Source organism: Phocaeicola sp. RTP21198st1_B8_RTP21198_201120, assembly GCF_040929485.1.
GTDB classification, from domain to species: domain Bacteria; phylum Bacteroidota; class Bacteroidia; order Bacteroidales; family Bacteroidaceae; genus Phocaeicola; species Phocaeicola dorei.
Genome location: NZ_JBCOCI010000022.1, coordinates 3,210 through 26,748, shown reverse-complemented (window position 1 = coordinate 26,748; position 23,539 = coordinate 3,210). Strand labels below are relative to the sequence as shown.

Annotated in this window: 21 protein-coding genes and 3 pseudogenes; 23 read left to right on the top strand and 1 reads right to left on the bottom strand. The window is 38.0% G+C overall.

The annotated features are described in order from the left end of the window. Positions 1 to 7 precede the first annotated feature (7 nt). From pstA to AB5935_RS10435, 22 genes and pseudogenes are all read left to right on the top strand, one after another. Complete coding sequence (gene pstA, locus AB5935_RS10540) at positions 8 to 895, top strand: phosphate ABC transporter permease PstA (protein ID WP_368327422.1); 888 nt, start codon at positions 8 to 10, stop codon at positions 893 to 895. Positions 896 to 992: 97 nt separating this feature from the next. Beyond that, the gene (pstB, locus tag AB5935_RS10535) at positions 993 to 1,745 is read left to right on the top strand and encodes a phosphate ABC transporter ATP-binding protein PstB (protein ID WP_007832424.1); all 753 of its coding nucleotides are present in this window, start codon (positions 993 to 995) and stop codon (positions 1,743 to 1,745) included. A gap of 203 nt (positions 1,746 to 1,948) precedes the next feature. Then, positions 1,949 to 2,650 (top strand): phosphate signaling complex protein PhoU, encoded by a 702-nt coding sequence (gene phoU, locus AB5935_RS10530; RefSeq protein WP_007840270.1) that lies wholly within the window; start codon positions 1,949 to 1,951, stop codon positions 2,648 to 2,650. A gap of 402 nt (positions 2,651 to 3,052) precedes the next feature. Further along, on the top strand, positions 3,053 to 5,626 hold the full coding sequence (locus AB5935_RS10525; RefSeq protein WP_038610306.1) for a DUF5686 and carboxypeptidase-like regulatory domain-containing protein: 2,574 nt from the start codon (positions 3,053 to 3,055) through the stop codon (positions 5,624 to 5,626). A gap of 108 nt (positions 5,627 to 5,734) precedes the next feature. Then, positions 5,735 to 6,028 (top strand): nucleotidyltransferase family protein, encoded by a 294-nt coding sequence (locus tag AB5935_RS10520; protein ID WP_007832427.1) that lies wholly within the window; start codon positions 5,735 to 5,737, stop codon positions 6,026 to 6,028. Further along, positions 6,021 to 6,396, top strand: a pseudogene (locus AB5935_RS10515) (DUF86 domain-containing protein). The gene AB5935_RS10520 and the pseudogene AB5935_RS10515 overlap by 8 nt, the downstream one beginning before the upstream one ends. 359 nt (positions 6,397 to 6,755) lie before the next feature. Next, positions 6,756 to 7,853: a transcription termination/antitermination protein NusG gene (locus AB5935_RS10510; protein WP_038612424.1), complete on the top strand. Its 1,098-nt coding sequence runs from the start codon at positions 6,756 to 6,758 to the stop codon at positions 7,851 to 7,853. A gap of 117 nt (positions 7,854 to 7,970) precedes the next feature. Beyond that, positions 7,971 to 8,192, top strand: a complete 222-nt coding sequence (locus AB5935_RS10505; RefSeq protein WP_038610303.1) for a hypothetical protein — start codon at positions 7,971 to 7,973, stop codon at positions 8,190 to 8,192. After that, complete coding sequence (locus AB5935_RS10500) at positions 8,185 to 8,631, top strand: PIN domain-containing protein (protein WP_244058120.1); 447 nt, start codon at positions 8,185 to 8,187, stop codon at positions 8,629 to 8,631. The genes AB5935_RS10505 and AB5935_RS10500 overlap by 8 nt, the downstream gene beginning before the upstream one ends. 11 nt (positions 8,632 to 8,642) lie before the next feature. Next, a pseudogene (locus AB5935_RS28425) lies at positions 8,643 to 9,213 on the top strand (sugar transferase); the annotation flags it as partial. 94 nt (positions 9,214 to 9,307) lie between these two features. Then, positions 9,308 to 10,837: an aldolase catalytic domain-containing protein gene (locus tag AB5935_RS10490; protein ID WP_038610300.1), complete on the top strand. Its 1,530-nt coding sequence runs from the start codon at positions 9,308 to 9,310 to the stop codon at positions 10,835 to 10,837. 2 nt (positions 10,838 to 10,839) lie between these two features. Further along, positions 10,840 to 11,532: a cytidylyltransferase domain-containing protein gene (locus AB5935_RS10485; RefSeq protein ID WP_005843178.1), complete on the top strand. Its 693-nt coding sequence runs from the start codon at positions 10,840 to 10,842 to the stop codon at positions 11,530 to 11,532. A gap of 152 nt (positions 11,533 to 11,684) precedes the next feature. Further along, a complete protein-coding gene (locus tag AB5935_RS10480) occupies positions 11,685 to 12,626 on the top strand; it encodes a glycosyltransferase family 52 (RefSeq protein WP_237043763.1) in 942 nt (313 codons plus the stop codon). 30 nt (positions 12,627 to 12,656) lie between these two features. Further along, positions 12,657 to 14,072 (top strand): lipopolysaccharide biosynthesis protein, encoded by a 1,416-nt coding sequence (locus AB5935_RS10475; RefSeq protein ID WP_038610294.1) that lies wholly within the window; start codon positions 12,657 to 12,659, stop codon positions 14,070 to 14,072. After that, positions 14,069 to 15,274 carry a glycosyltransferase family 4 protein gene (locus AB5935_RS10470; RefSeq protein ID WP_038610291.1) on the top strand — a complete coding sequence of 402 codons (1,206 nt, stop codon included), beginning with the start codon at positions 14,069 to 14,071 and terminating at the stop codon, positions 15,272 to 15,274. Before AB5935_RS10475 ends, AB5935_RS10470 begins: the two co-directional genes overlap by 4 nt. A 29-nt stretch (positions 15,275 to 15,303) precedes the next feature. Then, positions 15,304 to 16,659 carry an O-antigen ligase family protein gene (locus AB5935_RS10465; protein ID WP_038610288.1) on the top strand — a complete coding sequence of 452 codons (1,356 nt, stop codon included), beginning with the start codon at positions 15,304 to 15,306 and terminating at the stop codon, positions 16,657 to 16,659. A 6-nt stretch (positions 16,660 to 16,665) separates the two neighbouring features. After that, positions 16,666 to 17,640 (top strand): glycosyltransferase family A protein, encoded by a 975-nt coding sequence (locus AB5935_RS10460; RefSeq protein WP_038610285.1) that lies wholly within the window; start codon positions 16,666 to 16,668, stop codon positions 17,638 to 17,640. An 11-nt stretch (positions 17,641 to 17,651) separates the two neighbouring features. Then, positions 17,652 to 18,608 carry a glycosyltransferase family 2 protein gene (locus AB5935_RS10455; RefSeq protein ID WP_005843188.1) on the top strand — a complete coding sequence of 319 codons (957 nt, stop codon included), beginning with the start codon at positions 17,652 to 17,654 and terminating at the stop codon, positions 18,606 to 18,608. 148 nt (positions 18,609 to 18,756) lie between these two features. Next, complete coding sequence (locus AB5935_RS10450) at positions 18,757 to 19,812, top strand: glycosyltransferase family 4 protein (protein ID WP_032938784.1); 1,056 nt, start codon at positions 18,757 to 18,759, stop codon at positions 19,810 to 19,812. Positions 19,813 to 19,857: 45 nt separating this feature from the next. Continuing rightward, the gene (locus tag AB5935_RS10445) at positions 19,858 to 20,607 is read left to right on the top strand and encodes a WecB/TagA/CpsF family glycosyltransferase (RefSeq protein WP_005843192.1); all 750 of its coding nucleotides are present in this window, start codon (positions 19,858 to 19,860) and stop codon (positions 20,605 to 20,607) included. 136 nt (positions 20,608 to 20,743) lie between these two features. Next, complete coding sequence (locus AB5935_RS10440; protein WP_038612410.1) at positions 20,744 to 21,565, top strand: YjbH domain-containing protein; 822 nt, start codon at positions 20,744 to 20,746, stop codon at positions 21,563 to 21,565. 65 nt (positions 21,566 to 21,630) lie between these two features. Beyond that, complete coding sequence (locus AB5935_RS10435; protein ID WP_008653485.1) at positions 21,631 to 21,852, top strand: hypothetical protein; 222 nt, start codon at positions 21,631 to 21,633, stop codon at positions 21,850 to 21,852. 167 nt (positions 21,853 to 22,019) lie between these two features. Here AB5935_RS10435 and AB5935_RS10430 read toward each other — a convergent pair whose 3' ends face one another. Beyond that, positions 22,020 to 22,229: a hypothetical protein gene (locus tag AB5935_RS10430; RefSeq protein WP_032940510.1), complete on the bottom strand. Its 210-nt coding sequence runs from the start codon at positions 22,227 to 22,229 to the stop codon at positions 22,020 to 22,022. Positions 22,230 to 22,447: 218 nt separating this feature from the next. Here AB5935_RS10430 and AB5935_RS10425 point away from each other — a divergent pair. Next, a pseudogene (locus tag AB5935_RS10425) lies at positions 22,448 to 23,539 on the top strand (DUF4373 domain-containing protein); the annotation flags it as partial.

Below are 23,539 nucleotides of genomic sequence, written 5' to 3'. Positions count from 1 at the left end.
TTAAAATATGAAGCAAGATGTTTTCCCTACCCGGCAAGGGGCGCGTAAAAGACGTTCGCAATGGCTGGCATTCGGTATTTTCAAACTGCTGAGTTATAGCATTGTCCTCATTCTGTTCGCCATTCTCGGTTTTATTATATATAAAGGTATAGGAGTAATCAGCTGGGAGTTTCTGACCACGGCTCCCAGTGACGGTATGACGGGTGGCGGTATATGGCCGGCCATTGTAGGTACTTTTTATCTGATGGTGGGCAGTGCGCTGTTCGCATTTCCGGTGGGAGTGATGAGTGGCATTTATATGAACGAGTATGCGCCGAAAGGCAAGCTGGTCCGCTTTATCCGGATGATGACCAATAACTTGAGCGGTATTCCGTCCATTGTGTTCGGTTTGTTTGGTATGGCACTGTTTGTGAAATACATGGGGTTCGGCGACAGTATCTTGGCCGGTTCTTTGACGTTGGGATTGCTTTGTGTACCTTTGGTGATACGTACCACCGAAGAAGCCTTGAAGGCGATTCCCGACAGCTTCCGTGAAGGGAGTCTGGCTTTGGGCGCGACCAAGTTGCAAACCATCTGGCATGTAATTCTGCCCATGGGGATGCCCAACATCATTACCGGACTGATTCTGGCTTTGGGACGTGTGTCGGGTGAAACGGCGCCTATCCTTTTCACTTGTGCCGCTTACTTCCTGCCACAACTGCCACACAGCATTCTGGACCAGTGTATGGCATTGCCTTATCACCTTTATGTGATTTCTACCAGTGGAACAGATATGGAGTCACAGCTTCCTTTGGCATACGGTACGGCGTTGGTATTGATAATCATTATTTTAATTATAAACCTGTTGGCTAATGCACTTCGCAAATATTTCTCCAATAAAGTAAAAACGAATTAATAATTTGTCAATGTGCCGATTGGCTGCGCTGTGTACCGCACGGGTATTGGTACATTAGCACATTGACAAATCAGCAAATTATTAAAACATTAAGAATATGAATAAGATAGATGCAAAACATGTAAATTTTTTCTATGGTGATTTTCAAGCACTGAAAGATATAAGCATGACGATTGAAGAGAAAGAGGTGGTGGCTTTCATAGGCCCGTCCGGTTGTGGCAAGTCCACCTTCCTCCGTCTGTTCAACCGCATGAACGACCTCATTCCCGGCTCTCGTCTGGAGGGGGAGATTTTGATTGACGGGAGAAATATATACGACAAGTCCGTGCAGGTGGATGAGTTGCGCAAGAATGTGGGAATGGTATTCCAGCGTCCCAATCCGTTTCCGAAGAGCATTTTCGAGAATGTGGCCTATGGGCTTCGGGTAAATGGGGTGAAAGATAATGAGTTTATCCGCCACAGGGTGGAGGAAACCTTGAAAGGAGCCGCGTTGTGGGATGAGGTGAAGAATAAGTTGAAAGAGTCTGCGTTTGCTCTGTCCGGCGGTCAGCAGCAACGGTTGTGTATAGCCCGTGCCATGGCCGTATCTCCTTCGGTGCTGCTTATGGACGAACCGGCTTCGGCATTGGATCCTATCTCTACAGCCAAGGTAGAAGAGTTGATTCATGAGCTGAAAAAAGAATATACCATCGTTATTGTCACTCATAACATGCAGCAGGCCGCGCGTGTCAGTGACAAAACAGCCTTCTTCTATATGGGCAATATGGTGGAATATGATGATACGAAGAAGATATTTACGAATCCGGGCAAAGAAGCGACCCAGAATTATATTACGGGACGTTTCGGATAAAGCATTCATCACAGCGTTGCACAATGGGAGATAAGATAAAAATGGAATTTATGTACCACAGCTCGATGCAGGCTTGTTTGCTTTTCAGATGTAATGGGTACGGATTTGCCTTTTTATTCTTCTGTCCGAAAAATTAAAATCAGTGTGAATCTGCGCAATCTGCGGTGAAAGAAATAATAATAAACAAAACAAGAATTAAGAATATGGTGAAATTTATAGAATCAGAACTTGTATCACTGAAGAAGGAAGTGAACGAGATGTGGACATTGGTTTACAATCAGCTGGATAGGGCAGGAGAGGCCGTGCTGACCTTTAACCGTGACCAGGCACAGCAAGTCATTGTCCGTGAGAAAAGGGTGAATGCGTTCGAGTTGAAAATTGACAGTGATGTAGAGGACACTATCGCTCTATACAATCCGGTAGCCATTGACCTGCGTTTTGTGCTGGCCATGTTCAAAATAAACAGTGATTTGGAGCGTTTGGGAGATTTTGCCGAAGGCATAGCCCGTTTTGTGGTAAGAAGCGAGGAAACAGTGCTGGATAGTGAACTGCTCCACAGTCTGCGTATAGAAGAGATGTTGAGACAAGTGCTCAGTATGCTCGAAATGACTAAGAACGCATTGAATGAAGAAAATTTGGAATTAGCCCTCAATGTATTCAGTAAGGACAACTTTCTGGACGAAATCAATGCGGCTGCCCCTGCCGTGCTTACAAAATATCTGGAAACACATCCCGATAATTTCCTGACTTGCCTGGAACTCGGCACCGTTATCCGTAAGCTGGAACGTGCCGGAGATCATATAACTAATATCGCTGAAGAGATTGTTTTCTTTATAGATGCAAAGGTGTTGAAACACCGCGATAAAGTGGACGAACATTTCTTGGGAAAAGAAAAAACTCATTAAAATGCTGTTTCAAATTAAACTTTTGCTATCTTTGTATATGTAATGAGGCCGATAAAGAGCATTTTGAATAATAATCTGCCAAAAAAGACAGAAATTTCTAAAAACATGTTGTATGGCATAGTTTTTTATTTGGCTGGTTTAAAAAAAGGCTCCATATTTGCATCGTTATCCTGAAAACAATCTTTTTACCTTAAAAAAAAACTAATACCTATTGAAAACTTAAAAAGGGGGCTTTGTGAAAAGACCCCTTTTTTATTTTTCTATATAAAGGCTCTGTCAGTGTTAAATTTCACCTATTTATTGGTCAATATGTAAGATTTCTGTAATTATTAGCTTATATTAGCAACTTTCTTTTAAGTTAATGCTTAACTTTGCTGGCTCATAAGAATAGCGGTAAAAAGAATGAAGACAAAATACATCAAGTCGTTTTTACTATTTTTGTTATTAGGATGCTGCATCTCGGTGTCAGCTCAAAATATACAAGGCGTTGTAACTGACTCATTGACGAATGATCCAATACCATACTTGTCAGTCTTTTATGAAGGAAAAGGCGTAGGAAGCATTACCGATAATGATGGACATTATAAGGTCGAAACCCGTAAAGGTTGGAACAAACTCACCTTTTCGGCAGTGGGGTATGTAACAAAAGTAGTGAATATAATCCCCGGTGTCACCAAGAACCTGAATGTGAGGATGAGGCCGGACGATATCATGCTGGACGAAGTGGTGGTGAAGCCCAAACGAGAGAAGTACTCCCGTAAGAATAACCCGGCTGTGGAACTGATGAAGAAAGTGATTGCTCATAAGAACAATAACAAGCTGAGTGAGAATGACTATTATCAGTACAACAAGTATCAGAAGATCACAATGTCACTGAATGATGTGACCCCCGAAATGCTGGAAAAAGGTATGTATAAAAAGATGCCTTTCCTGAAAGACCAGATCGAACTTTGTGAGGAAACCAATAAATTCATCCTTCCTATCTCGGTGGACGAGACCGCTTCGCAGAAAATTTACCGTAAACATCCCAAGAGTGAGAAGACCATTATCAAAGGGATGAGCTCTACGGGGGTGAACGAGCTGTTTGCCACAGGAGATATGCTGAGCACGGTTCTGAAGGATGTGTTTACGGATGTGAATATTTATGATAACGATATCCGTCTGTTGCAGTATCCTTTCATCAGTCCTATTTCGTCTAGTGACGCCATTTCGTTTTATAAGTTTTACATTATGGACACCACATTCGTGGACAAGGACAAGTGCTTCCATCTCACCTTTGTCCCCAATAACTCGCAGGATTTCGGTTTCACGGGACATCTGTATGTACTGGCCGATTCATCTTATACGGTGAAGAAATGTACGATGAATCTGCCCAAGAAATCGGGAGTGAACTTTGTGGACAATATGGATATTATTCAGGAGTTCGAGCAATTGCCTAATGGGGAGTGGGTGTTGAAGACCGATGACATGATTGTGGAGATGACCTTGATGAAGATCATGCAAGGATTCCAGATACGAAGGACTACCCGTTATTCCGATTATGCCTTCGATGAGCTTCCGCAGCAACTTTTCAAGCGTAAGGGGGCCGAGATCAAAGAGGCGGACGCCATGATGCGCGGAGACGATTTCTGGAATCAATACCGGCCGGTTCCGCTTACGCAGACCGAGAGTTCTATGGATATGCTGGTGAAGCGTCTGGAACAGATGCCGGGATTCAAATATGTGATTTTTGTATTGAAAGCGTTTATCGAGAACTTTGTGGAGACCGGAACCAAGGACAACCCCAGCAAGGTAGATATCGGTCCGGTAAACACCATGATCTCCAATAACTATATCGACGGATTGCGTTTGCGTATGAGCGCGCAGACCACGGCCAACCTGAATCCGCATCTGTTCCTCAAGGGATATTATGCTTACGGGTTCAAGGATCATCGTTCCAAGTATATGGGTGAGGTGGAATACTCTTTCAACAAGAAGGAATACCTGCCGCGCGAGTTCCCGAAGAACTCTATCACGTTCAGCTATCAGTATGATGTGATGTCGCCCACGGATAAGTTCCTGAAGACGGACAAGGATAATGTGTTCGTTTCTTTCAAGACTTCTACGGTGGACCAGATGTCCTACGTGCGGAATATCGCCTTGAAGTATGAGAACGAGACGCAGTTTGGTTTGAAGACCACGGTGGAAGTGAAACACAGCACGGACGAGCCTACCGGCGGTCTGGCCTATATAACGAATGATGACCAGAAAACGTTGGTTCCTGAGATTCAGACCATGGAAGCCTCCTTGGCCTTCCGTTACGCTCCGGGTGAGACATTTGTCAATACCAAGCAACGCCGTATACCGGTTTCTTTTGACGCTCCGGTATTCACGCTGTCGCACACGACCGGTTTCAAGGGTGTGCTGGGCGGAGAGTATAACTTCAATCTGACGGAAGTAGGGTTGTACAAGCGTTTCTGGTTCTCGTCATGGGGTAAGATTGATATGTTCGTGAAAGGCGGTGCGCAGTGGAATAAAGTTCCGTTCCCGTTGCTGATTATGCCGGCGGCCAACTTGTCTTATATCCTGCAGCGCGAGACTTTCAACTTGATTAATAATATGGAGTTCCTGAACGACCGTTACGCCTCTCTGGATGTATCGTGGGATTTGAACGGTAAGATTTTCAACCGTATTCCTTTGCTGAAGAAACTGAAGTGGCGTGAGGCGATCGGCTTCAAGATGCTGTATGGTCATTTGACAGATAAGAACAATCCGATGAAGCATCCGGGTGACAGCGAACTCTTCCTGTTCCCGACCCGTGACGGACGTCCTACCAGCTTTGTGATGGACCCGAAGACCCCGTACATGGAATGCTCTGTGGGTATTCACAATATTTTCAAGATATTGCACATAGACTATGTCCGCCGTCTGAATTATCTGGATCATCCCGATGCGAACAAATGGGGCGTGCGGTTTATGGTGATGATGACATTCTGATGCAGGGAGAGCTCTGATGGTGTGTGAAATGAAGAAACCGAGGTAAGAACTTGTATCGTTCAAATAAAAGGTTTATCTTTGTTCCAGTACCTAAAGTTGGTGAAAAGTATGTTATGCTTAAATGAATGTAAGGCAAAGTTAGTTAGTTTCAAACAATGTTTTGGGCATGAGTTTGGAATTAAATCAATTGGTATCTTCGGTTCGGTTGCACGTCAAGAGAACAGGGAAGATAGTGATTTGGATATTGTTGTAGATATTGATAATCCTACTTTATCCACTATGTACACTTTGAAGACTGTTTTGACGGAAATGTTTCATTGTGAAATTGATTTAGTGCGTTTCCGTTCCTCACTGTCTCCATTTTTGAAACAGAATATTGAAAAAGAAGCCATTTATGTATAAAGGAGGACGACTAACCATTTGCGACAGGTTAACCCAGATAAAAGAATCCATTTACTATATACAGCAATGGAGTAAAGAAATAAATTGTGCTGATGATTTTTTTAGCCTCCATGGATAAAGTGATGGTGTTCAATGCATGTGTTATGCGCCTTCAAGTAATAGGTGAACAGGTAGGAAAGTTGTTGTTTTTACAACCATCACCGCTTTCTGAATATAAGGAAATTCCTTGGTTGGCTATTTATGATATGCGCAATCTTATTTCGCATGAATATAGTAATGTAGACGAGCAGATAGTATTTACTACTATAAAGAATGACCTTATAGAATTGGATAAGGTTATTACAGTCCTATTGAATAAATATTTGTAAAACTTGAATCTTTTATTGTGATTACGAAATATACCCATCTCTTATTTTCTTATCAAAAGTAAGTTTTCCTATTTTTTAAGCGCTTTTATTGTGTAATACACAATTATAGTGTATCTTTGTGCCCTCAAAAAGTTTCTAAATTCCTTTTATATAAAGGGTAAAGAACCTTTTTTGAGGGTATAAACATGTCTATAAAAAGCAGACAGAAAAGACGTCTTCGGACGAAAGAAACAACAAATAAAAGATTTCAGAAATACAAAATGAAATCTGTGTAAAAAGCTATTTATCAGCCAGTTATAAACACTGTGCTGATATGGTCTTCCAGTATCGGTCAGCGTGGATTTCTGACGATAAATCTCATGAAAAAGCTATCCCATCAGTTTGATAAACCGAAGCGTTCTGTGGCATCTCCCGAAGCGTTGGAAGCTTTGCGGAATAACAATGCCGTGCGTTGGTATGTGTTGTCGCTTCCCGACTGTCATAGGGGAGGAGTGCGCGGTTTGCAACGGGAACAGGACCGCCGCATACAGGCAGGCGAGCCCTCATTCGGCTTTTTTGCTCCTTCCTATCAGGAAGTGAGGCGTATAGACGGCAAATTCGTCAATACCCAGCGTCCCTTACTCTTCAACTATGTATTCGTCCGTGCCTCCGAGCGTGATGTTTTCCAGCTGATGCAACGTTTTCCTGTACTCAGTTTCCTGCCTCGGGTGAGGGAGCGGAAGCGGGAGTATTTCCCCTACCTTTCCGATGCGGCAATGGAGAATTTGCAGTGGGTGGCCCGTTCTTATTCCAATACACTTCCTGTTTATATACCCCAGCCGGATGGTTTGCGCAAGGGCGACCGGATACGCATTACCGAGGGACGGTTTAAGGGGGTGGAGGCGACTGTTGTCATTCAGCCGGGAGCCGGGCGAAAGGATGTGATGGTATGTGTGGAGAACTGGATGTGGGTTCCGCTGCTGCGTGTGATGCCGGGTGAGTATGAGGTAATTGCCCTGAATGATAAGGACAAGCATGTATATACCCGTCTGGACAATGACTGTATGTTGAATGGTTTGCACAATGCTCTTCAGCGTTATCACAGTGCGGAGGGGGTGAGTGAGGAAGATCGTTCCCTGGCTGCCAAGGCGTTGAAAGAATATGACAATCTCCAGATGGATACGGATGTGATGCGTTGCAAGCTTTATGCCATTTTGCTGCCGGCTTATACTATATTGGATATGGAAGAAGAGGCGGCAAAGCTAGTTGGCGTTATGCAGACAATGCTTCCTCTCGTCAAGGCGGAGCAGTCGCGTGCACTTGCTGTGGTTACACTTTATGGTTGTACGGATAGCAGTATTTATTATCATTTGGCGCATGAGGCGATTGATCCGTGGAAGAAAGAGGAAAAGCCGAAAAAGAGTAAGCAGCAGCTGATCAGCCGGTTGGCTGATTATGACCGGTGGCTGAGGCATTGAAATGGCTTTGTAGATGATATGAGGGGGGAGTAAGAGCAGTGTTATTAAAAACAAGTTGAATCGCTAGGATAAGTGAAATATAATTTGTTCTTTTGTGGAATATAAAAGCTAAAGAATATGAAATCAGAACCTTTTAACCCAGTCCAGCTACACTTGTTAAAGATGTTTTCTTATGCTAAAGACGAGCGCGCCTTGGAAGAAATACGTAAATCTTTGACAACCTACTTTGCTCAAAGAGTAGAGGAGGATATGGATAAGTTGTGGGATGAAGGTTTGTGGGATCAGGATAAGAATGAGGCTATATTGAAAGAACATTTGAGAGTGCCTTATAATGATTAATATAGTACTGGATACTAATTGCCTGATTTCATCTATTTCAAAAAGAGGGAATTACTTTAATGTGTGGAGAGGCTTGCACTCCGGTAAATATATTCTTTATGTTTCTAACGAAATATTGGAGGAGTATGAAGAAATGAGTATGAAGATAAATGCTTTGATAGCATCCAATGTAATACAGGCATTGCTAAATTCTCCTTATGTGTCATTATCTTTTTTTATAAGAAACTGTTCAATGGGTACGTTGAAAAAATTAGACTCTGATATTGAGTTAGGATCAATGAAACAGGTTTCTGCTTCTTTACTAGTCGAGGATGATACGCTAGATGCTCTAAACTGGACTTCAGAATTTGTCGGACGATGGGGAGATGATCGTGTGACGGAAGAGATAGCTGAGGACATACGTGGTGCAAGAACTTTAAATAGGGAGTTTGAATTATGAAATAATATCCTTTGAAATATATCTTTAATATTGTTGTCTATAGTCTTTTTTTATTACTGTTTTTTTCTTTCGTCTATCTCATTGTCAAAAGTATCATAAAGTTCTTTGCTTCTATATTCTTTAAGCAGATGCGTAAGAATTTGAATGGCGGAGATTTTGTATGTTATAAATTCCGTTCAATGAAAGTGAACGATGTAGCTGACAGTAAACAGGCTATGCTAATGGTCCTTGTAAAACAAAATTTGGGAATTTACTTCTTCGTTCTAATATTAATAAACTTCCCTAGTTCATCAATGTGTTTAAAGGTAGTATGTTAATAGTAGGTTCCCGTCCACATATGTTGGCTCATATGGAAGCTTATGTCCGTCTGATTAATAAGTATATGGTGTGTTATTTTATAAAACTCGGGGTTATCAGCTGAGCTTAGACGCACTGTTTCCGTGTGAAACGAAAGAATTGTCTTAGATGAGGAACGTGTAAAGGGTGATATCTGGTATGGATCATTGGACAATACTGCTTGACTTATATATCATCTATAAGATTGTGGAACATGTGATTGTGGGGGAGAAGAATGCGTATTGAGAGGAGAGAATTACAAAAGGTGAGATATTTATGGATATTCTTGTGTAATGTAATTTTTGTAATGATAATAATAAATTTCTATAAATAATATTCTATGTTCAAGATTCTAGATTGTACATTAAGGGATGGTGGATATTATACCAATTGGGATTTTTCTTCAGAAGTGGTTGACTCCTATATTCAGGCAATGAATCAGTTGCCCATTGATTATTTAGAAGTTGGTTATCGTAATAATCCATCTAAAGAATATCTTGGAAAATTTGGCTATTCGCCAATTTCTGTGTTGAAACATTTACGTAAAACATGTACAAAGAAACTTGTGGTGATGCTAAATGAGAAGGGTACTCATCCTGCTGACATGGTACATCTTCTTCAACCAATCATTGGTTTGGTTGATATGGTCCGTATTGCTATAGATCCCAATAACTTTGACAGGGCGTTGGTGTTGGCTCAAAGTGTAAAACCTATGGGGTTTGAAGTGGGCTTTAATGTGATGTATATGTCCAAGTGGGGTGATTATGATGATTTTTATAATAAACTTAATAGACTGGATGGGATAATAGACCTGTTCTGTATGGTTGATTCTTTTGGAGGAGTCACACCGAAGGATGTCCGGGAAATATTCCAGGTAGTAAAAAGTAATATATCCTGTTCCATAGGTTTTCATGGTCACAATAATCTTCAGATGGGATTGATCAATACTTTGACAGCAATTGATTGTGGTATAGATTATGTGGACGCTACTATTCTGGGCATGGGACGTGGTGCGGGAAATCTCAACATGGAATTACTTCTGACCTATCTCAATAAAAAGGGGCTTGATGTAGACTTTAATGTTTTGGGTGATGTTATTACAACATTCCAACCTTTGTATGAACAACATAAATGGGGTACTAATCTTCCTTATATGATTTCAGGTGCTAATTCTATTCCCCAGAAAGAGGTAATGGAGTGGGCAACTAATAGAACATATAGTTTTAACAGCATTGTTAGGGCTTTGAATAATAAAAAGAATAAGGTAAAAGATAATGCACGTTATCCATTGTTACAACAGCAAAAGGTAACTAAGGTGTTGATTATTGGAGGAGGGAATTCTAGTGTTGAACACTTAGATGCCATAAAGGAATATATTCTATTGAATCCTGATATGCCTCTTATTTTTGTGACATCTCGTCATGCTTCTTTTTATAATGATTTACCTAATCAAAAGTTATATTGTTTAGTGGGAAATGAGGCAAAAAGATTGAAACGCAATATATCGGATAGAAATTTTAATGGGGTTTGTATTTTGCCTCCTTATCCTCGGTTGATGGGTACTGAAGTTCCTAGTTATGCAGAGGATTCTGCTTTTGAACTGTCTGAAATCACATTTACTGAATCATTTCCTGATTCTTGCACTACAGTCGCATTACAAACGGCTTTGTCCCTTGGGGCGAAAGAGGTATATGTTGTTGGATATGACGGATACAAAGGAGAGGTGCTTTCGGAAAAAGAGATGGCTCTTTCTAATGAGAATAAAATATTGTTTGACGATTTTAAAAATAAAGGTTGCAATGAAATAATTTCATTGACTCCATCTTTGTATAAAAACCTTGATGTGATCTCTATCTATCAATATTTATAAATATGGATAAAATAGCATTTTTTTTACCTACTCGTAAAGGTAGTGAACGAGTAAAAAATAAGAATACCCGTCCGTTTGCAGGTATTGAGGGCGGACTTATTGAGAATAAAATAAGACAGTTACTTTGTTGTGAAAAAATAGATGAAATAATACTTTCGACAAATGATGAGACCTGTATGAAGGTTGCTAAAAAGTTTTCACAGGATAAACGTGTGAGAATTATACCTCGTCCAGAGGAACTCTGTTTGGGCTCTACTAACCTTCAGGATTTAATTTGTTATGTGCCCACTATAACTGATGCAGATCATATTATGTGGGGACATGTAACAACTCCTTTAGCAAGTTCAGCTGAATACGACAAGGGTATTGAATTATATTTATCTAAAATACATGAAGGTTATGATTCTCTTGTGGGGGTAACTGAATTAAGAAATTTTTTATTAAATAAAGAAGGTAAGTTGATAAATAATACGACCAATATTCCTTGGCCTAGGACACAGGATTTGGAACCGTTGTATGAGATAAATCATACAATGTTTCTTGCGAAAAGAGAAGTTTATATTGAACAAAAGAATCGTATAGGGCAGAAGCCATTGCTCCATGTTATGGATGAGTTTCATTCAAAAGATATTGATTGGGAGGAAGATTTTATTATTGCTGAGATAATGTATAAAAGTATGCATGATAGTATCTGATAAAGGAGGTTGTAACAACAAATATCTAAAGTCGGGAAATATTAGGTTTATAGTTATATTAACGGAAAGTTGAATTTGGTAAAATGAATAACTCTAAAATGTCAAGGGTATGTATACCTTGCTCTACATATGTACTTACTTTCTATTTATTGATGAGTAGTCAAAAGGAGATTGATAATACATTTTTCTTTTTTGCTCATACAATACCTGAAAATATCAGAAATAAATTCCCTAATTCTACATTTATTGATTTAAAGGATTTTTGGCATAAGAATAAATATGTTTTGGCTTTATATACTCTTGTAAAAAGGAGAAAGGACTGGGCTTTTCTTTTTGATGCTGATATTTATGGGTTAGATTTTTATTGGGATTTATTGAGAGGGTTGAAAATGAAGTATATTGAAGATTGTCCTAATGTTTTAGATATTTGGGAAAATTCAAATCTCTATCGTGAATATAAAGAATTTGAAACATACTCTCCTTTGAAGAAAAGGTTAAAACGTTTGCTTTTTGGGGATTATTACCAACATCCTGTAGGAACAAGCAGTATGGTTACAACTATTTATACATCTTCCCCTTATAATAAGCCTTATCATGAAAATAAAAAAAATATAGTAAAAAGATTATCTGAAGAATGGGACAGTAGTTCTAAAGAAAAGAAACAATATCTTCTTGGCATATTTGATTTAAGCAAAGAGGATTTACAGGAATTAGCAAGTCGTAAAGTGATACTTCTTACCCAAGCTTTTGTTGAAGATGGGAAAATGTCAGATAAAGAACAGATTGAAATGTACCGTACAATAATCGAACACTACGGTGAAGAAAATATCATTATAAAGAAACATCCGCGTGATGGAAGGAATTATGAGAAAGATTTTCCAGAAGCGTTGCATTTCAATAAGAATATACCAATGCAAATGCTTGCTGTCATGGGAGTTTCGTTTAAATGTGTAGCAACAGTTAATTCTTCCTCTGCTTTATCTTTTGGAGCAGATGTCAATATAGATTGGTGGGGTGAACAGATGGATGAGGAACTTATTCGTGATGAGGGCTTCTTGACGCTGAAAGAAGCTAAACAGGTTTTATTCCATTAATAGTTATGTTGTAGAATTAAAAGACGACCTATGGGGCGTAGTGATAAACTAGTAAAGAATATTTCTTTTATAGTAATTGGTAATATTGGATCTAAATTAATGGGGTTCTTCATGTTACCGTTTTATACTAATTGGCTGTCACCCGCTGATTATGGAACTACTGATCTTTTGATTGTTTATGCAAATTTGTTACTCAATGTGGTTGCCTGTGATATGAGCGATGCTATATACATATATCCGGTAGGAGCCACGAAGCAAAAAGTATGTAATTACTATTCTACTGGGTTTATATTTCAGTTTTTGTGTTCCATAATATGCATGTTTGTATTTTGGGGAATCTCTTATTTACCTATGAAAAATGTTTTCATAGATAATATATGGTTTATCTATGGAATTCTTATTTCTAATATTTTTCAAAAATATACACAGGACTTTTGTCGAGGTATCAACCAAATGTCTGTGTTCAGTTTTACAGGTATTGTACAGACGATAACGACAGCATTTCTTTCTTTTCTTTTGATACCTACCCAAGGAGTATATGGCTTTGTATTAGCAACTATTGGAGCTAATATTGCTACGGCATTATTTGCATTTTTTTATTCTAATTCCTATAAGTATTTGTCTGTTAATGATTGGGATAAGGAAGCTTTGACAGAAATGCTTCGTTTTTCTATTCCATTGATACCTACTTCTATATTGTGGTGGCTAATTTCGGGGCTGAACAGACCTTTATTAGAAGATTATGTGGGTTTATTTGCTCTTGGGTTGATGGCGGTTGCGGGGAAATTACCGGGAATTATGAATTTAGTTTTTAATTTTTTTCAGCAAGCGTGGATTGTTACTGTTGTTGAAGAATATAAGAAACTTGATTTTGCTATCTATTACAATAAGATGTTTCAGATGATTATGTTCGTGCAAATGTTGGTCTATTTTATTATATTGATCTCTGCTAAACTTTTTATCAATTTAATGACAGCAAAAGAGTTTCATGAGGCATGGGTATATATTCCACTGTTGACTATTTCAGTAATATTTTCAAATGCTAGTGCCTTTTTGGGCACTATATTTTCAGCTGTACGGCAAAGTAAATATACTTTCTATTCAGTAGTTGTAGGTGGAGTAGCAGCGGTGGCATTTAATTTTTTACTGATTCCTAAGTGTGGGTTATGGGGAGCTTGTGTGGCTATTTGTTTATCTCATCTGTTGACAGCTCTTTCTCGAGTGTATTATTCTCGCAAGTTTGTGAAGTTCACCAGTAGTTGGTATATGGTAAAACAATTATTAATATTAATGTTAGCATATGTGGTGATTTTGATTTTGAATGATTGGAGGCTAGTCTTTGCTTATACTGCATGTTTATTACTTTATTTATATTTAAATAAGCAGAATATGTTGAATATGAGCGCTTTTGTCTTAAATAAAATATCGAAAAGACGGAAAAGATGAGAAAGATTTGTTTTGTTACGTGTGGTGCTTTACCTGTACCGGCTATAAAAGGAGGAGCTATTGAACAATTAATAGAACTATTGATAAATGAAAATGAGAGAACTCCTAAATTCGAGTTTACAGTAGTGGAGTGTTGTGATTCAAAAGTTGAACAAGAATTTAAGAAATACAAGTATACTCATTTTGTACAATTAAAACATCCTAAATCTAGAGAGAATAAACTTTGGTGGAAATTAAGAGGAGGGGTGAGAAAATTAACAGGAAATGATATATCAATCATACTTCCTTTTAACCGTAGAGTGAGAAATTTTTTGTGCAATAATGGAGCTGATTTTGATTATATAATTAGTGAAGGTTGTGAAATAGGTGTCTTCTCTAAGCCCTCCAAAATGTATGGAACCGATAAATTTGTCAATCATATACATTGTGAGACTTTCTCTACCCCTTTTCAGGAAAATACATTTGGTCATATTATTGTAGTAGGTGATTTTATTAAAAAGCAGTTCATGTCATCTATGACTAAAAAAGATATGTCTATATCGGTTTTAAAAAATAGGATAGACTTGTCTAAGTTTGCTAAGAATATTCACCTCAAGGAGAAAACTGAAATACGTCGGAATTTAGGGTTTTCATTGGATGATTTTGTAATCATTTACTGTGGAAGAATTATTGAAGTAAAAGGAGTGAAAGAGCTGATAGAAGCTGTACTTTCTATAGATAATCCTAAAATAAAAGTGATGATTGTAGGATCGTCCGATTTTAAAGGAGCTCAAATGACAGATTATCAATCTTCTGTTTGTAATATGGCTGTTCAGCACAAAGATAGGGTTGTATTTACCGGCTATATTGATAATATGAATCTGTATCGTTATCATAAATCGGCTGATATAGCAGTTGTGCCAAGTATTTGTGAAGAAGCTTTTAATATAGCAATATTAGAATTTTTGGCTTCGGGAATACCTACTATTGCAACCCGTTCGGGGGGGCTGGTTGAAGAAGGTACCTCAGCAACAACTTTGTTTATAGATAAAGAACATGATCTTGTAAATAGTATCCGGAAAGCGATTATGGAGTTGTATAATAATCCTTCTAAGCTTTCTGTTATGAGTAAAAGGAGTGTTGAACGTTCGCGTTTGTTTGATAAAAATATGTATCTGAACGAATTTGAAAATGTTATAAATCAGTTAGGGCAAAACGAATGAAACATCTGGAATAAAAATAATTCTTGAGTATGTTGCATATATTGGTAATACTTATTATATTAATACATTTTTGCCTATGCTTTAAGTCTCTGGCTTATGGTTGTGCATTTTATATTGCAGTAAAAATGATTATACCTACCCCGACACGGGTTGCAGGATTAAGTTTATACACTTTTATGTTGGTTATTCTTATTTTTTTTGCTATGGTAAGGCATATGGTATGGAGAAAAGATAAGAAGAATGCCAAAGCCGCTACGTTTCCTTTTGTTTATCTCATTTTTCCAATTGCGATATTGGGACTTTTTGGTGTAGTCGATTATAGTTTTCAATATCGAAGTCTAATACAGTTTGCATTAACGGAAGTTTCACCCTTTTTTTTGTTAATGATTGCCATAAAGAATGAAGATGAACTTCGTTTGTGTGTGAAAACATTGAGTATTTCTTATCTGATAATAGGAGTTTGGGGAATTGTCACTTATATCACCCATATAAACTTGTACGTCTTGCTCTTTGCTAATGCATTCGATTATTCTGGAGAGTTGTATGTAGGGAATGGTGAGGAAATGTTGAGAGGGGTTTTAAGTTCAAGTGCGTCAGGAAATCAATCCGAAGGAGCTATACCCTGGGGACAAATTTCGTTGGTTATGTTGACTTTTGGATTGTTTTATCAGAAAATAGACAATAAGATTTTAAAAAATAGTTTTATTATATTGGCAGTTTTGAATTGTTTCCTTTCTACTAAGCGTTCCGTTATTGTGCCGATGTTATTACTTCTTGGTTATATGTTTGTAAATAAAGGAATTTTTACAAGGAAGAACCTGATAAGAGGCATAGGTTTTGTGATTATTGGAATTGTTTTGTATATTAATGTTCCGGTTGTGCGCGATGTTTATCATTCAAATATTGAAACTGCTTTATTTTTCTGGGATGATGATTTGGCTGCTGAACATGACTTTAAAGGGTCAAATAAAAGTATGCGTATGAGTCAAGCTATTTATGTTAATAATCTTATCTCTGACCATTTTTTTGCAGGGTTGGGGTATGGTTATCCGATAGTACATAACATGAAGTATCATGGTGCTACTGATGCTTTGTACTTTGAAAGTCTTTATTTGGACACTATTTCCTCTTCAGGGTATATTGGTTTTTTGGTTTGGATATTCTTTTTCTTTCTGTTGATAAAGAAAACCAATTTTGCGTGTCGGAATAAACTTGATAATTATTCATTGCATGGGGGATACATATTGTCTGTCTTTTTAACTAATATTTATTGCTCATTTGCTTATTATATGATTGTAATAGCATTGTTCGTTAAATACAAGCAACTTTATGGTTATTCTTGTTATCGTCCTTTGTATTTTGTAAAAAAAACTAAACCTAAATAAGTGGATATGAAAATAGAGTTGTCGATGATTATTCCTGTCTACAATGTTGAAAAATATATTGAGAAATGTATCCAATCTGTTATTAATCAAACATACAGTGGAGGGATAGAGTGCATTATAGTGGATGACTGCTCTCCTGATGCCAGTATGGAAATCGTAGAAAGAATACTGAATGGATATAATGGACCTATTCGTTTTACGATAAAACACAGACAGAAAAATGGCGGATTGTCTGCGGCACGTAATGAAGGAATCCATATGGCTCATGGATTTTATTTATATTTCTTGGATAGTGATGACTGGCTGGTGCCGGAATGTATTGAATGGCTAATGGATGTAGCTCATAGATATCCTCAAGCTGAAATTGTACAAGCTGGTGCTGTAGTTACAAAGTCTGGATATGAGTATCTCAGTATGATGAATAATAAACGTGTATCTGAGTATACTGATGATGAAAAGATTATAAAAAGATATATGTTGCGTTCGATTTATCCGTCTACTGTTTGGAATAAATTGATAAAACGCGAATGGTTGGTTCAGTACAACTTGTTTTTCAAGGAAGGACTTTTGCATGAAGATGATTATTGGAATTTCTTTGCTACTAAATATGTAAAATCATATGCTATCTGTAAAATGGATACCTATGTTTATAACATTCGTCAGGGGAGTATTACGCAACTTCCCAATGACAAAAACATAGAATCATGCTTGATAGCTATCAATGATTTTATGGAGCATATGGATGAAGTATGTATCGGTGCTCAACGTGATTTAATTTTCAGATTGGCTTATTCAAATTATGTAAATTCAATAGATAACCATTATCGTGATATGTTTCGCAATAAGTTACGAATTTTATACTTACACTGTGGATTTACAGGAAAAATCATAATATGGTTGATATTACATCTTCCATATTCTGTTCATCGGATGAATGTCGTGAAGCGGGGAGTAGAACGTGGGCTGTCTAAATTGATGTAAATTTATTATCAATGAAAGTATCAGTAATAGTGCCGGTTTACAACTGTGAAGATTGGCTGAGACAGTGCATAGATAGTTTGCTTTGTGAAGATAGTCCGTGCGAACAGGAAATAATATTGGTAGATGACGGGAGTACCGACAATTCAGGCAGAATCTGTGATGAATACGCTTCCCGATATAAGAGTGTAAGGACTATACATACAGTAAATCAGGGAGTAAGTTGCGCTCGGAATTTAGGTTTGGAGCAGTCGTTAGGTGAATGGATTATGTTTGTAGATGGAGATGATGTGTTGGTAAAGAATGCTTTGAATATTCTTTATCATCAGATACAATTTTATAAATATGATTTGATGCGTTTTGGAATGTATCTTTTTAAAAAAAACAGTAAAAAGATACATCCATATGAAGCGTCTTTTAGTTGTGAAAGAGAGGAATATATAGATTTGGTGATACAACGGAAAGCTGTCTTAGGTGTGTGTGGAGGAATTTATAAGCGTTCTCTTTTCTTTGAACATAAAATTCGTTTTACTCCTGGTATTCGTATTGGCGAAGATTGGATTGTGTTGTTTAAACTATTGTGTCATGCGAATAGCTTTTATTATTATAATGCCGAGTTATACGGATATCGAATGAATCAGAATAGTGTAACTAGAAACAGAAAAATCTGTAGTGTCAGAGCTGACGCTTTGATAGCGTTTAATATAATTCTTGACTATGCAAGACAGCAACAAATAACTGTCAATCCGAAGTCTATATATAAAGCAAAATCTGATTTAAGACGCAATGTCATGAAAGAGGCTATATTGAACAAGTCTAAAAGTATATATGAAGAAACAGAAAAGGTACTGGCTCAATATGCTGATCAATCGTTGTGGCGGGATTGGTTTTATAGTGAGAAAATGAAGCATAAAGTCGGTTTTTTAGTTTATAAAATTTTATCTTGGGTTTATCGATTTAGATGGTTTTAGTTTATTTGAATAATGCTTTCTAAGATAATATAGCCATAAAATCTTATTTATGTAAAGATTGTTTTATCTAGTAAAGATCTTTGTTAACTTTTTTGTTTGTAGTTCTTTAGTGATAGTCTTGATAAACAGCAAAGGATATAATTGAGCTATGATAAATGTTCTAATGTGTGGTTCCGCTCTTAGTGTAAAGGGAGGAATGGTTTCTGTTGTGAAAAATTATCTAAATTATAAGAATTGGGGTGATATTAAGGTTGATTATATACCTACTCATATTGAAAAAAATAAATATTGGTTGATTCTATATTTTGGGCTTAAATATTTATATATAGTATTTAATGCTATGATAGGGAAATATCAGATAGTTCATCTTCATACAGCAGAGCGTGGTAGTTTCTATCGTAAAGCATTTTTGGTAAAAATCCTTCATCATTTAAGAGTAAAAACTATAATGCACCATCATGCTGCAGAATTTGAATTGTTTTATGCTTCGTTGAGTGAAGATAAAAAACGTTATGTGAATTCAATTCTAGAATTGGTGGATATGAATATTGTATTGAGTAAACGTCTAATTCCTATGATTAAGGAAAAGGCTCCAAAAGCTAATGTGGAAGTACTTTATAATGCAGTAAACACTTATCTGAAAAATCCTTATAATATTCAAGCGAAAAATATACTTTTTTTAGGTCGTTTAGGTGAACGTAAGGGGGTTTATGATTTGTTGAATGTTGTTCAACGTTTGGATTCTCAAATTGATATGGAATATAAATTTTATCTATGTGGGGATGGAGATATTAATGGGGTAAAAAAAAGAGTGGATGAACTGCATATAGCTCATCGTATTGCTTATATAGGTTGGATAGATGGAGAAATGAAAAAAGAAATTCTTGCCAACACTTTAATAAATGTATTACCTTCTTATTATGAGGGACTTCCTATGACAATACTAGAAACTATGGCATATGGTATTCCTAATATAAGTACGAATATTGCTTCTATACCAGAAGTACTTCATGATGGTGAGAATGCTTTCTTGATTACTCCTGGCGATGTGGAGTTACTTGCTCTGCATATAAAACAATTAGTGGAAAATGATGAGATGAGAAGATTGTTCAGTGAAAAATCGTATAGGCTGATTAGTGAAAATTTCTCACTGAATTATAACATAGAGCAATTGAAAGGAATTTATGTGAAGCTTTTGCAATAGGAGCACGGTTAATAGTCTTGACTGTAAATGTACAAAGTAAGAAAAATGAAGTTTATCCGGATTTTGAATGTAAATATCCTGCCTGTTACTCAAAATAGGCTTCTTTGTGAACTAGAGGAAGGTGTACTCTACACCCCCAACCTCGACCACCTAATAAAGCTTCAGTACGACAGAGAATTTTATGACATCTACCAGCAAGCGGAATGGATAGTATGCGATAGCCAGATCCTTTATCTTGCATCAAAACTATTAAAGCGATCCTTACCGATGGCTATTCCGGGAAGCAGTTTCTTTACGGCATTCTATAATTATCATGCCAATAATCCTAATTGTAAAATTTTTCTGTTAGGAGCAGCCGAAGGAGTTGCTAAAAAGGCGATGGAGAATATAAACAAGAGAGTAGGGAGGCAAATAGTGGTCGGCGCTCATTCACCCTCTTACGGTTTCGAGAAGAACGAACAGGAGTGTGAAGAACTGATACGAATTGTCAATGAAAGTGGCGCTACTGTGTTGTTGGTTGGAGCTGGTGCACCCAAGCAAGAAAAGTGGATAGCAAAATATCGTAGTCGGATGTCTGGTGTAAAATTATTTATGGCCCTTGGCGCTACCATCGACTTTGAAGCCGGTAATATAAAGCGTGCTCCCAAACTAGTCCAAATCTTGGCAATGGAATGGTTCTATCGCTTCCTAAAAGAACCCAAGCGACTGTTCAGACGCTATTTTATAGATGATATTCAATTCTTTTATTATTTTGCAAAACAATTATTGGGGCTTTACAAAGATCCTTTTGCATAGTTTCCATAAACTATGTAAGGAAACAATGGGTAGGAGCAGAATGAAAGACACCAGCCAGACCATCCCATTCAATACTAATAACACTATTGCTTGCAAACGTTTCATGGAAGCAAAGATAGATGGAATTCTCATAATAATGGGTAGAAAAATACGATTAATTTTAATATGCCTTATTACGATTAGCTCGTTACAGAGTCAGGCACAGGCACTATACGGCACAACAGGACTTCTTCATGCCCCCACTGCCGAGATGCAAAAAGACAAGACATTTATGGTGGGAGGGAATGTGTTGCATCTTGTTCCGTTGCAGTATCTTACCACCAATGAGATAAAATACACATTCAATTATTATCTGAACATAACCATCTTCCCTTGGCTTGAAGTGGGATACACCTGCACCATCAATTATGCAAATCATGGCTCCACTTATTTTCCGGAGCAGTCTTGGGGAAAGTACACTAATCAGGACCGTGCCTTCAATGCTCGCCTGCGGTTGTGGAAAGAAGGCTGGTGGAAGTCTTGGACTCCGCAGATAGTCCTTGGTCTGGACGATCCCACCTCGCATGAAGCATACGGCGGTGGGGCTATCAAGTTCGATGAGGACGGTATGCAGAACAATCATTTTACACGATATTATCTGGCGGCAACCAAACATTTCAGTTTCACCGGGGTAGGGACGCTGGGTGTTCACGCCGCATACGTGGATTACCGTGCCTGCTGGTTCCCTCATTACAGAAGGCCTGCCGCGGGGGTGAATTTCAAATTCAACCTATTGCCGGAAGACAACCTGGCGGTGAAAGCTTTGAACGGACTGGATCTGATGGCCGAATATGACGCTCGCACAGTAAACATCGGGGCACACTACCAGCTTTGGAAAGACCACATCAACCTGATTGCCGAACTGAACAACGGGAAATATTTCTCCGGTGGTATTTACTTTAAAATCCATCTGAAATGATAAAAAAGACTATCCGATTAGGATCTTCGGAATAGATTCTGTTCTTTTGTAAAAAAGGAGGATTTATGGTCGGAAATATAAGTATAACAGATGTGTATATGAGTGTATTGTCTTCACTGAGTGTAGATGAAAAACCGGATTTGATTGCAAAACTGACAAATTCCATCAGAAATACGTATACAAAGGAACAGAATATTGAAACAGAAGATCCTTTTGCTTGTTACGAAGGCGATTGGGGCGGAAATATGTCGGTTGAGGAATATGCAGATGATTTACGTAAGCCCTAATTTGAGGGTTTACCTTTCTTATATCCAACTGTTGCAAAGATAATAAAACAGCTATTCCGGGTGCAAAAACCGCCATAGAGGCAGTCTCCATGCAGAGGCGCTCTATGGCGGTTTCTCGTTTCTCCACGTTTACCGGGGAAAATTTCCGTTTCCGGGAAGCCGGGAGGTTACTCTTCCATCTTGAGCTTGCCCAGTTCTTTCAGGATGTGCTCCATGGCTTCTTTGTAAACCTCCGGTTTCTCCTTTTCCAGCCATTTCATCAGTTTGAAGTAAGAATTTGGAGTCACAATCTTTCCGTCTCGAATTTTGGTGGCGGTGGACCGGCCTATCGCACCTTTGTCGCCCAAGTTGTTGGGGTTTAAATCGTTTCTTCGCACGGCATTACCGATGCAGGTGCTGATGATCTCAAATTTTTTTCATGTTACTAAAAATTAAATTATTAAATAATGATTTGTAAACAGCATAAACATAGCTACTTACAAAATGTCTCGACAAAGATAGGAAATGTTTATTAACAATTGCTTGTTTTTGTGAGCAACGCCCTATTTATATTTTGCGTTCCTTTGCGTTATATTTATACTAACACACAAAAGAAATGGATTATACAGAGCAGTTTATCCGGCTGAATTGCAGTTTGATGTCGGATTACAAAATGATGAAGCTGAATGCGGACATGAAATGCATGGGGCTGGGGTTGTATCTTGAAACGATATTGTTTCTGCGAAAACAGCAGGAATACAAACATGATTTTAACGAACTGGATTTGCTGGCCGATCAGTGGGGAGCTACCGTGGAAAATCTGCAACATCTTATTAAGGACTTCGATTTGTTTCTCATTACAGAGGACGGGTATTTCCGATGTCTGTATCTGGATGAGGTGATGGGATATCAGAGCAAACTTTCCGAGCAACGTGCTGCTGCCGGTAGTAAGGGAGGGAGAAGCAGTAAGAAAAGTACGGTGAAAGCATCTGCAAAAGCAACTGCGTCTACAGCGTCTGCAATAGGGAGGGGCAGAATCAACGAGGGGAAAAACGGTGATGCGTCCTGCGTGGATAATAACGGGGAAGTCTACATGAAAAGCAATGATACACCTTGCATGGATAGCAAGGAGAGAATTTATATGGAAAGCAGCAATGTAGATAGTAACAAGACTGTCTGCATGGAGAACAGCAAGCCAATCCATTCGGATTATAATAAGGAAATCTACAAGGAAAACAGCACGGAGAGCAACGTGAAAAGTAGTGCGGAAAGTATGAAAAATACGACTGCAAAAAATACAAATGGAAATTCAGTCAAAAATGTGATTCAAAGTGTTGATAATGAGCGATATGGAAAGGGATTGCAAGCAAGCTTTAAGCAAAACTTTATAAGAGAAGAAAAGAATAGAGGAGAGAAGAAAAACAACAATAACAAAGAAAAAGAAATAATTGCTGTTGCTGCTGTTGATAAACTTCCCCGATTTTCCGAATTGTCCGAAACGATACCCCGATGGGAACAATGCATCAATGAAGCTTTCATTACCCAGAGTTGGCTGGAGGCTGTGGGGATGATGTCAGGTTTGAAGGAACTCTTTTTGAACAATCTTTCTTTTATTCGTGATCTGTTCAAGAAACATGTCGTGGCACAAGGAAACACAGGAGGAATCACTTCCGTGTCCGAAGCCGAAGCTTATTTCGCCAACTACACC

Excerpts from the sequence above, each read along its gene's own strand:
- AB5935_RS10485 (WP_005843178.1), top strand. The coding sequence starts at position 10,840 with ATGGATAAAATAGCATTTTTTTTACCTACTCGTAAAGGTAGTGAACGA.
- pstB (WP_007832424.1), top strand. The coding sequence starts at position 993 with ATGAATAAGATAGATGCAAAACATGTAAATTTTTTCTATGGTGATTTT.
- AB5935_RS10525 (WP_038610306.1), top strand. The coding sequence starts at position 3,053 with ATGAAGACAAAATACATCAAGTCGTTTTTACTATTTTTGTTATTAGGA.
- AB5935_RS10480 (WP_237043763.1), top strand. The coding sequence starts at position 11,685 with ATGAGTAGTCAAAAGGAGATTGATAATACATTTTTCTTTTTTGCTCAT.
- AB5935_RS10435 (WP_008653485.1), top strand. The coding sequence starts at position 21,631 with ATGGTCGGAAATATAAGTATAACAGATGTGTATATGAGTGTATTGTCT.
- AB5935_RS10465 (WP_038610288.1), top strand. The coding sequence starts at position 15,304 with ATGTTGCATATATTGGTAATACTTATTATATTAATACATTTTTGCCTA.
- AB5935_RS10490 (WP_038610300.1), top strand. The coding sequence starts at position 9,308 with ATGTTCAAGATTCTAGATTGTACATTAAGGGATGGTGGATATTATACC.
- phoU (WP_007840270.1), top strand. The coding sequence starts at position 1,949 with ATGGTGAAATTTATAGAATCAGAACTTGTATCACTGAAGAAGGAAGTG.
- AB5935_RS10470 (WP_038610291.1), top strand. The coding sequence starts at position 14,069 with ATGAGAAAGATTTGTTTTGTTACGTGTGGTGCTTTACCTGTACCGGCT.
- AB5935_RS10510 (WP_038612424.1), top strand. The coding sequence starts at position 6,756 with ATGAAAAAGCTATCCCATCAGTTTGATAAACCGAAGCGTTCTGTGGCA.
- AB5935_RS10440 (WP_038612410.1), top strand. The coding sequence starts at position 20,744 with ATGGGTAGAAAAATACGATTAATTTTAATATGCCTTATTACGATTAGC.
- AB5935_RS10455 (WP_005843188.1), top strand. The coding sequence starts at position 17,652 with ATGAAAGTATCAGTAATAGTGCCGGTTTACAACTGTGAAGATTGGCTG.
- AB5935_RS10450 (WP_032938784.1), top strand. The coding sequence starts at position 18,757 with ATGATAAATGTTCTAATGTGTGGTTCCGCTCTTAGTGTAAAGGGAGGA.
- AB5935_RS10460 (WP_038610285.1), top strand. The coding sequence starts at position 16,666 with ATGAAAATAGAGTTGTCGATGATTATTCCTGTCTACAATGTTGAAAAA.
- AB5935_RS10445 (WP_005843192.1), top strand. The coding sequence starts at position 19,858 with ATGAAGTTTATCCGGATTTTGAATGTAAATATCCTGCCTGTTACTCAA.
- AB5935_RS10475 (WP_038610294.1), top strand. The coding sequence starts at position 12,657 with ATGGGGCGTAGTGATAAACTAGTAAAGAATATTTCTTTTATAGTAATT.
- AB5935_RS10505 (WP_038610303.1), top strand. The coding sequence starts at position 7,971 with ATGAAATCAGAACCTTTTAACCCAGTCCAGCTACACTTGTTAAAGATG.
- pstA (WP_368327422.1), top strand. The coding sequence starts at position 8 with ATGAAGCAAGATGTTTTCCCTACCCGGCAAGGGGCGCGTAAAAGACGT.
- AB5935_RS10520 (WP_007832427.1), top strand. The coding sequence starts at position 5,735 with ATGTTATGCTTAAATGAATGTAAGGCAAAGTTAGTTAGTTTCAAACAA.
- AB5935_RS10500 (WP_244058120.1), top strand. The coding sequence starts at position 8,185 with ATGATTAATATAGTACTGGATACTAATTGCCTGATTTCATCTATTTCA.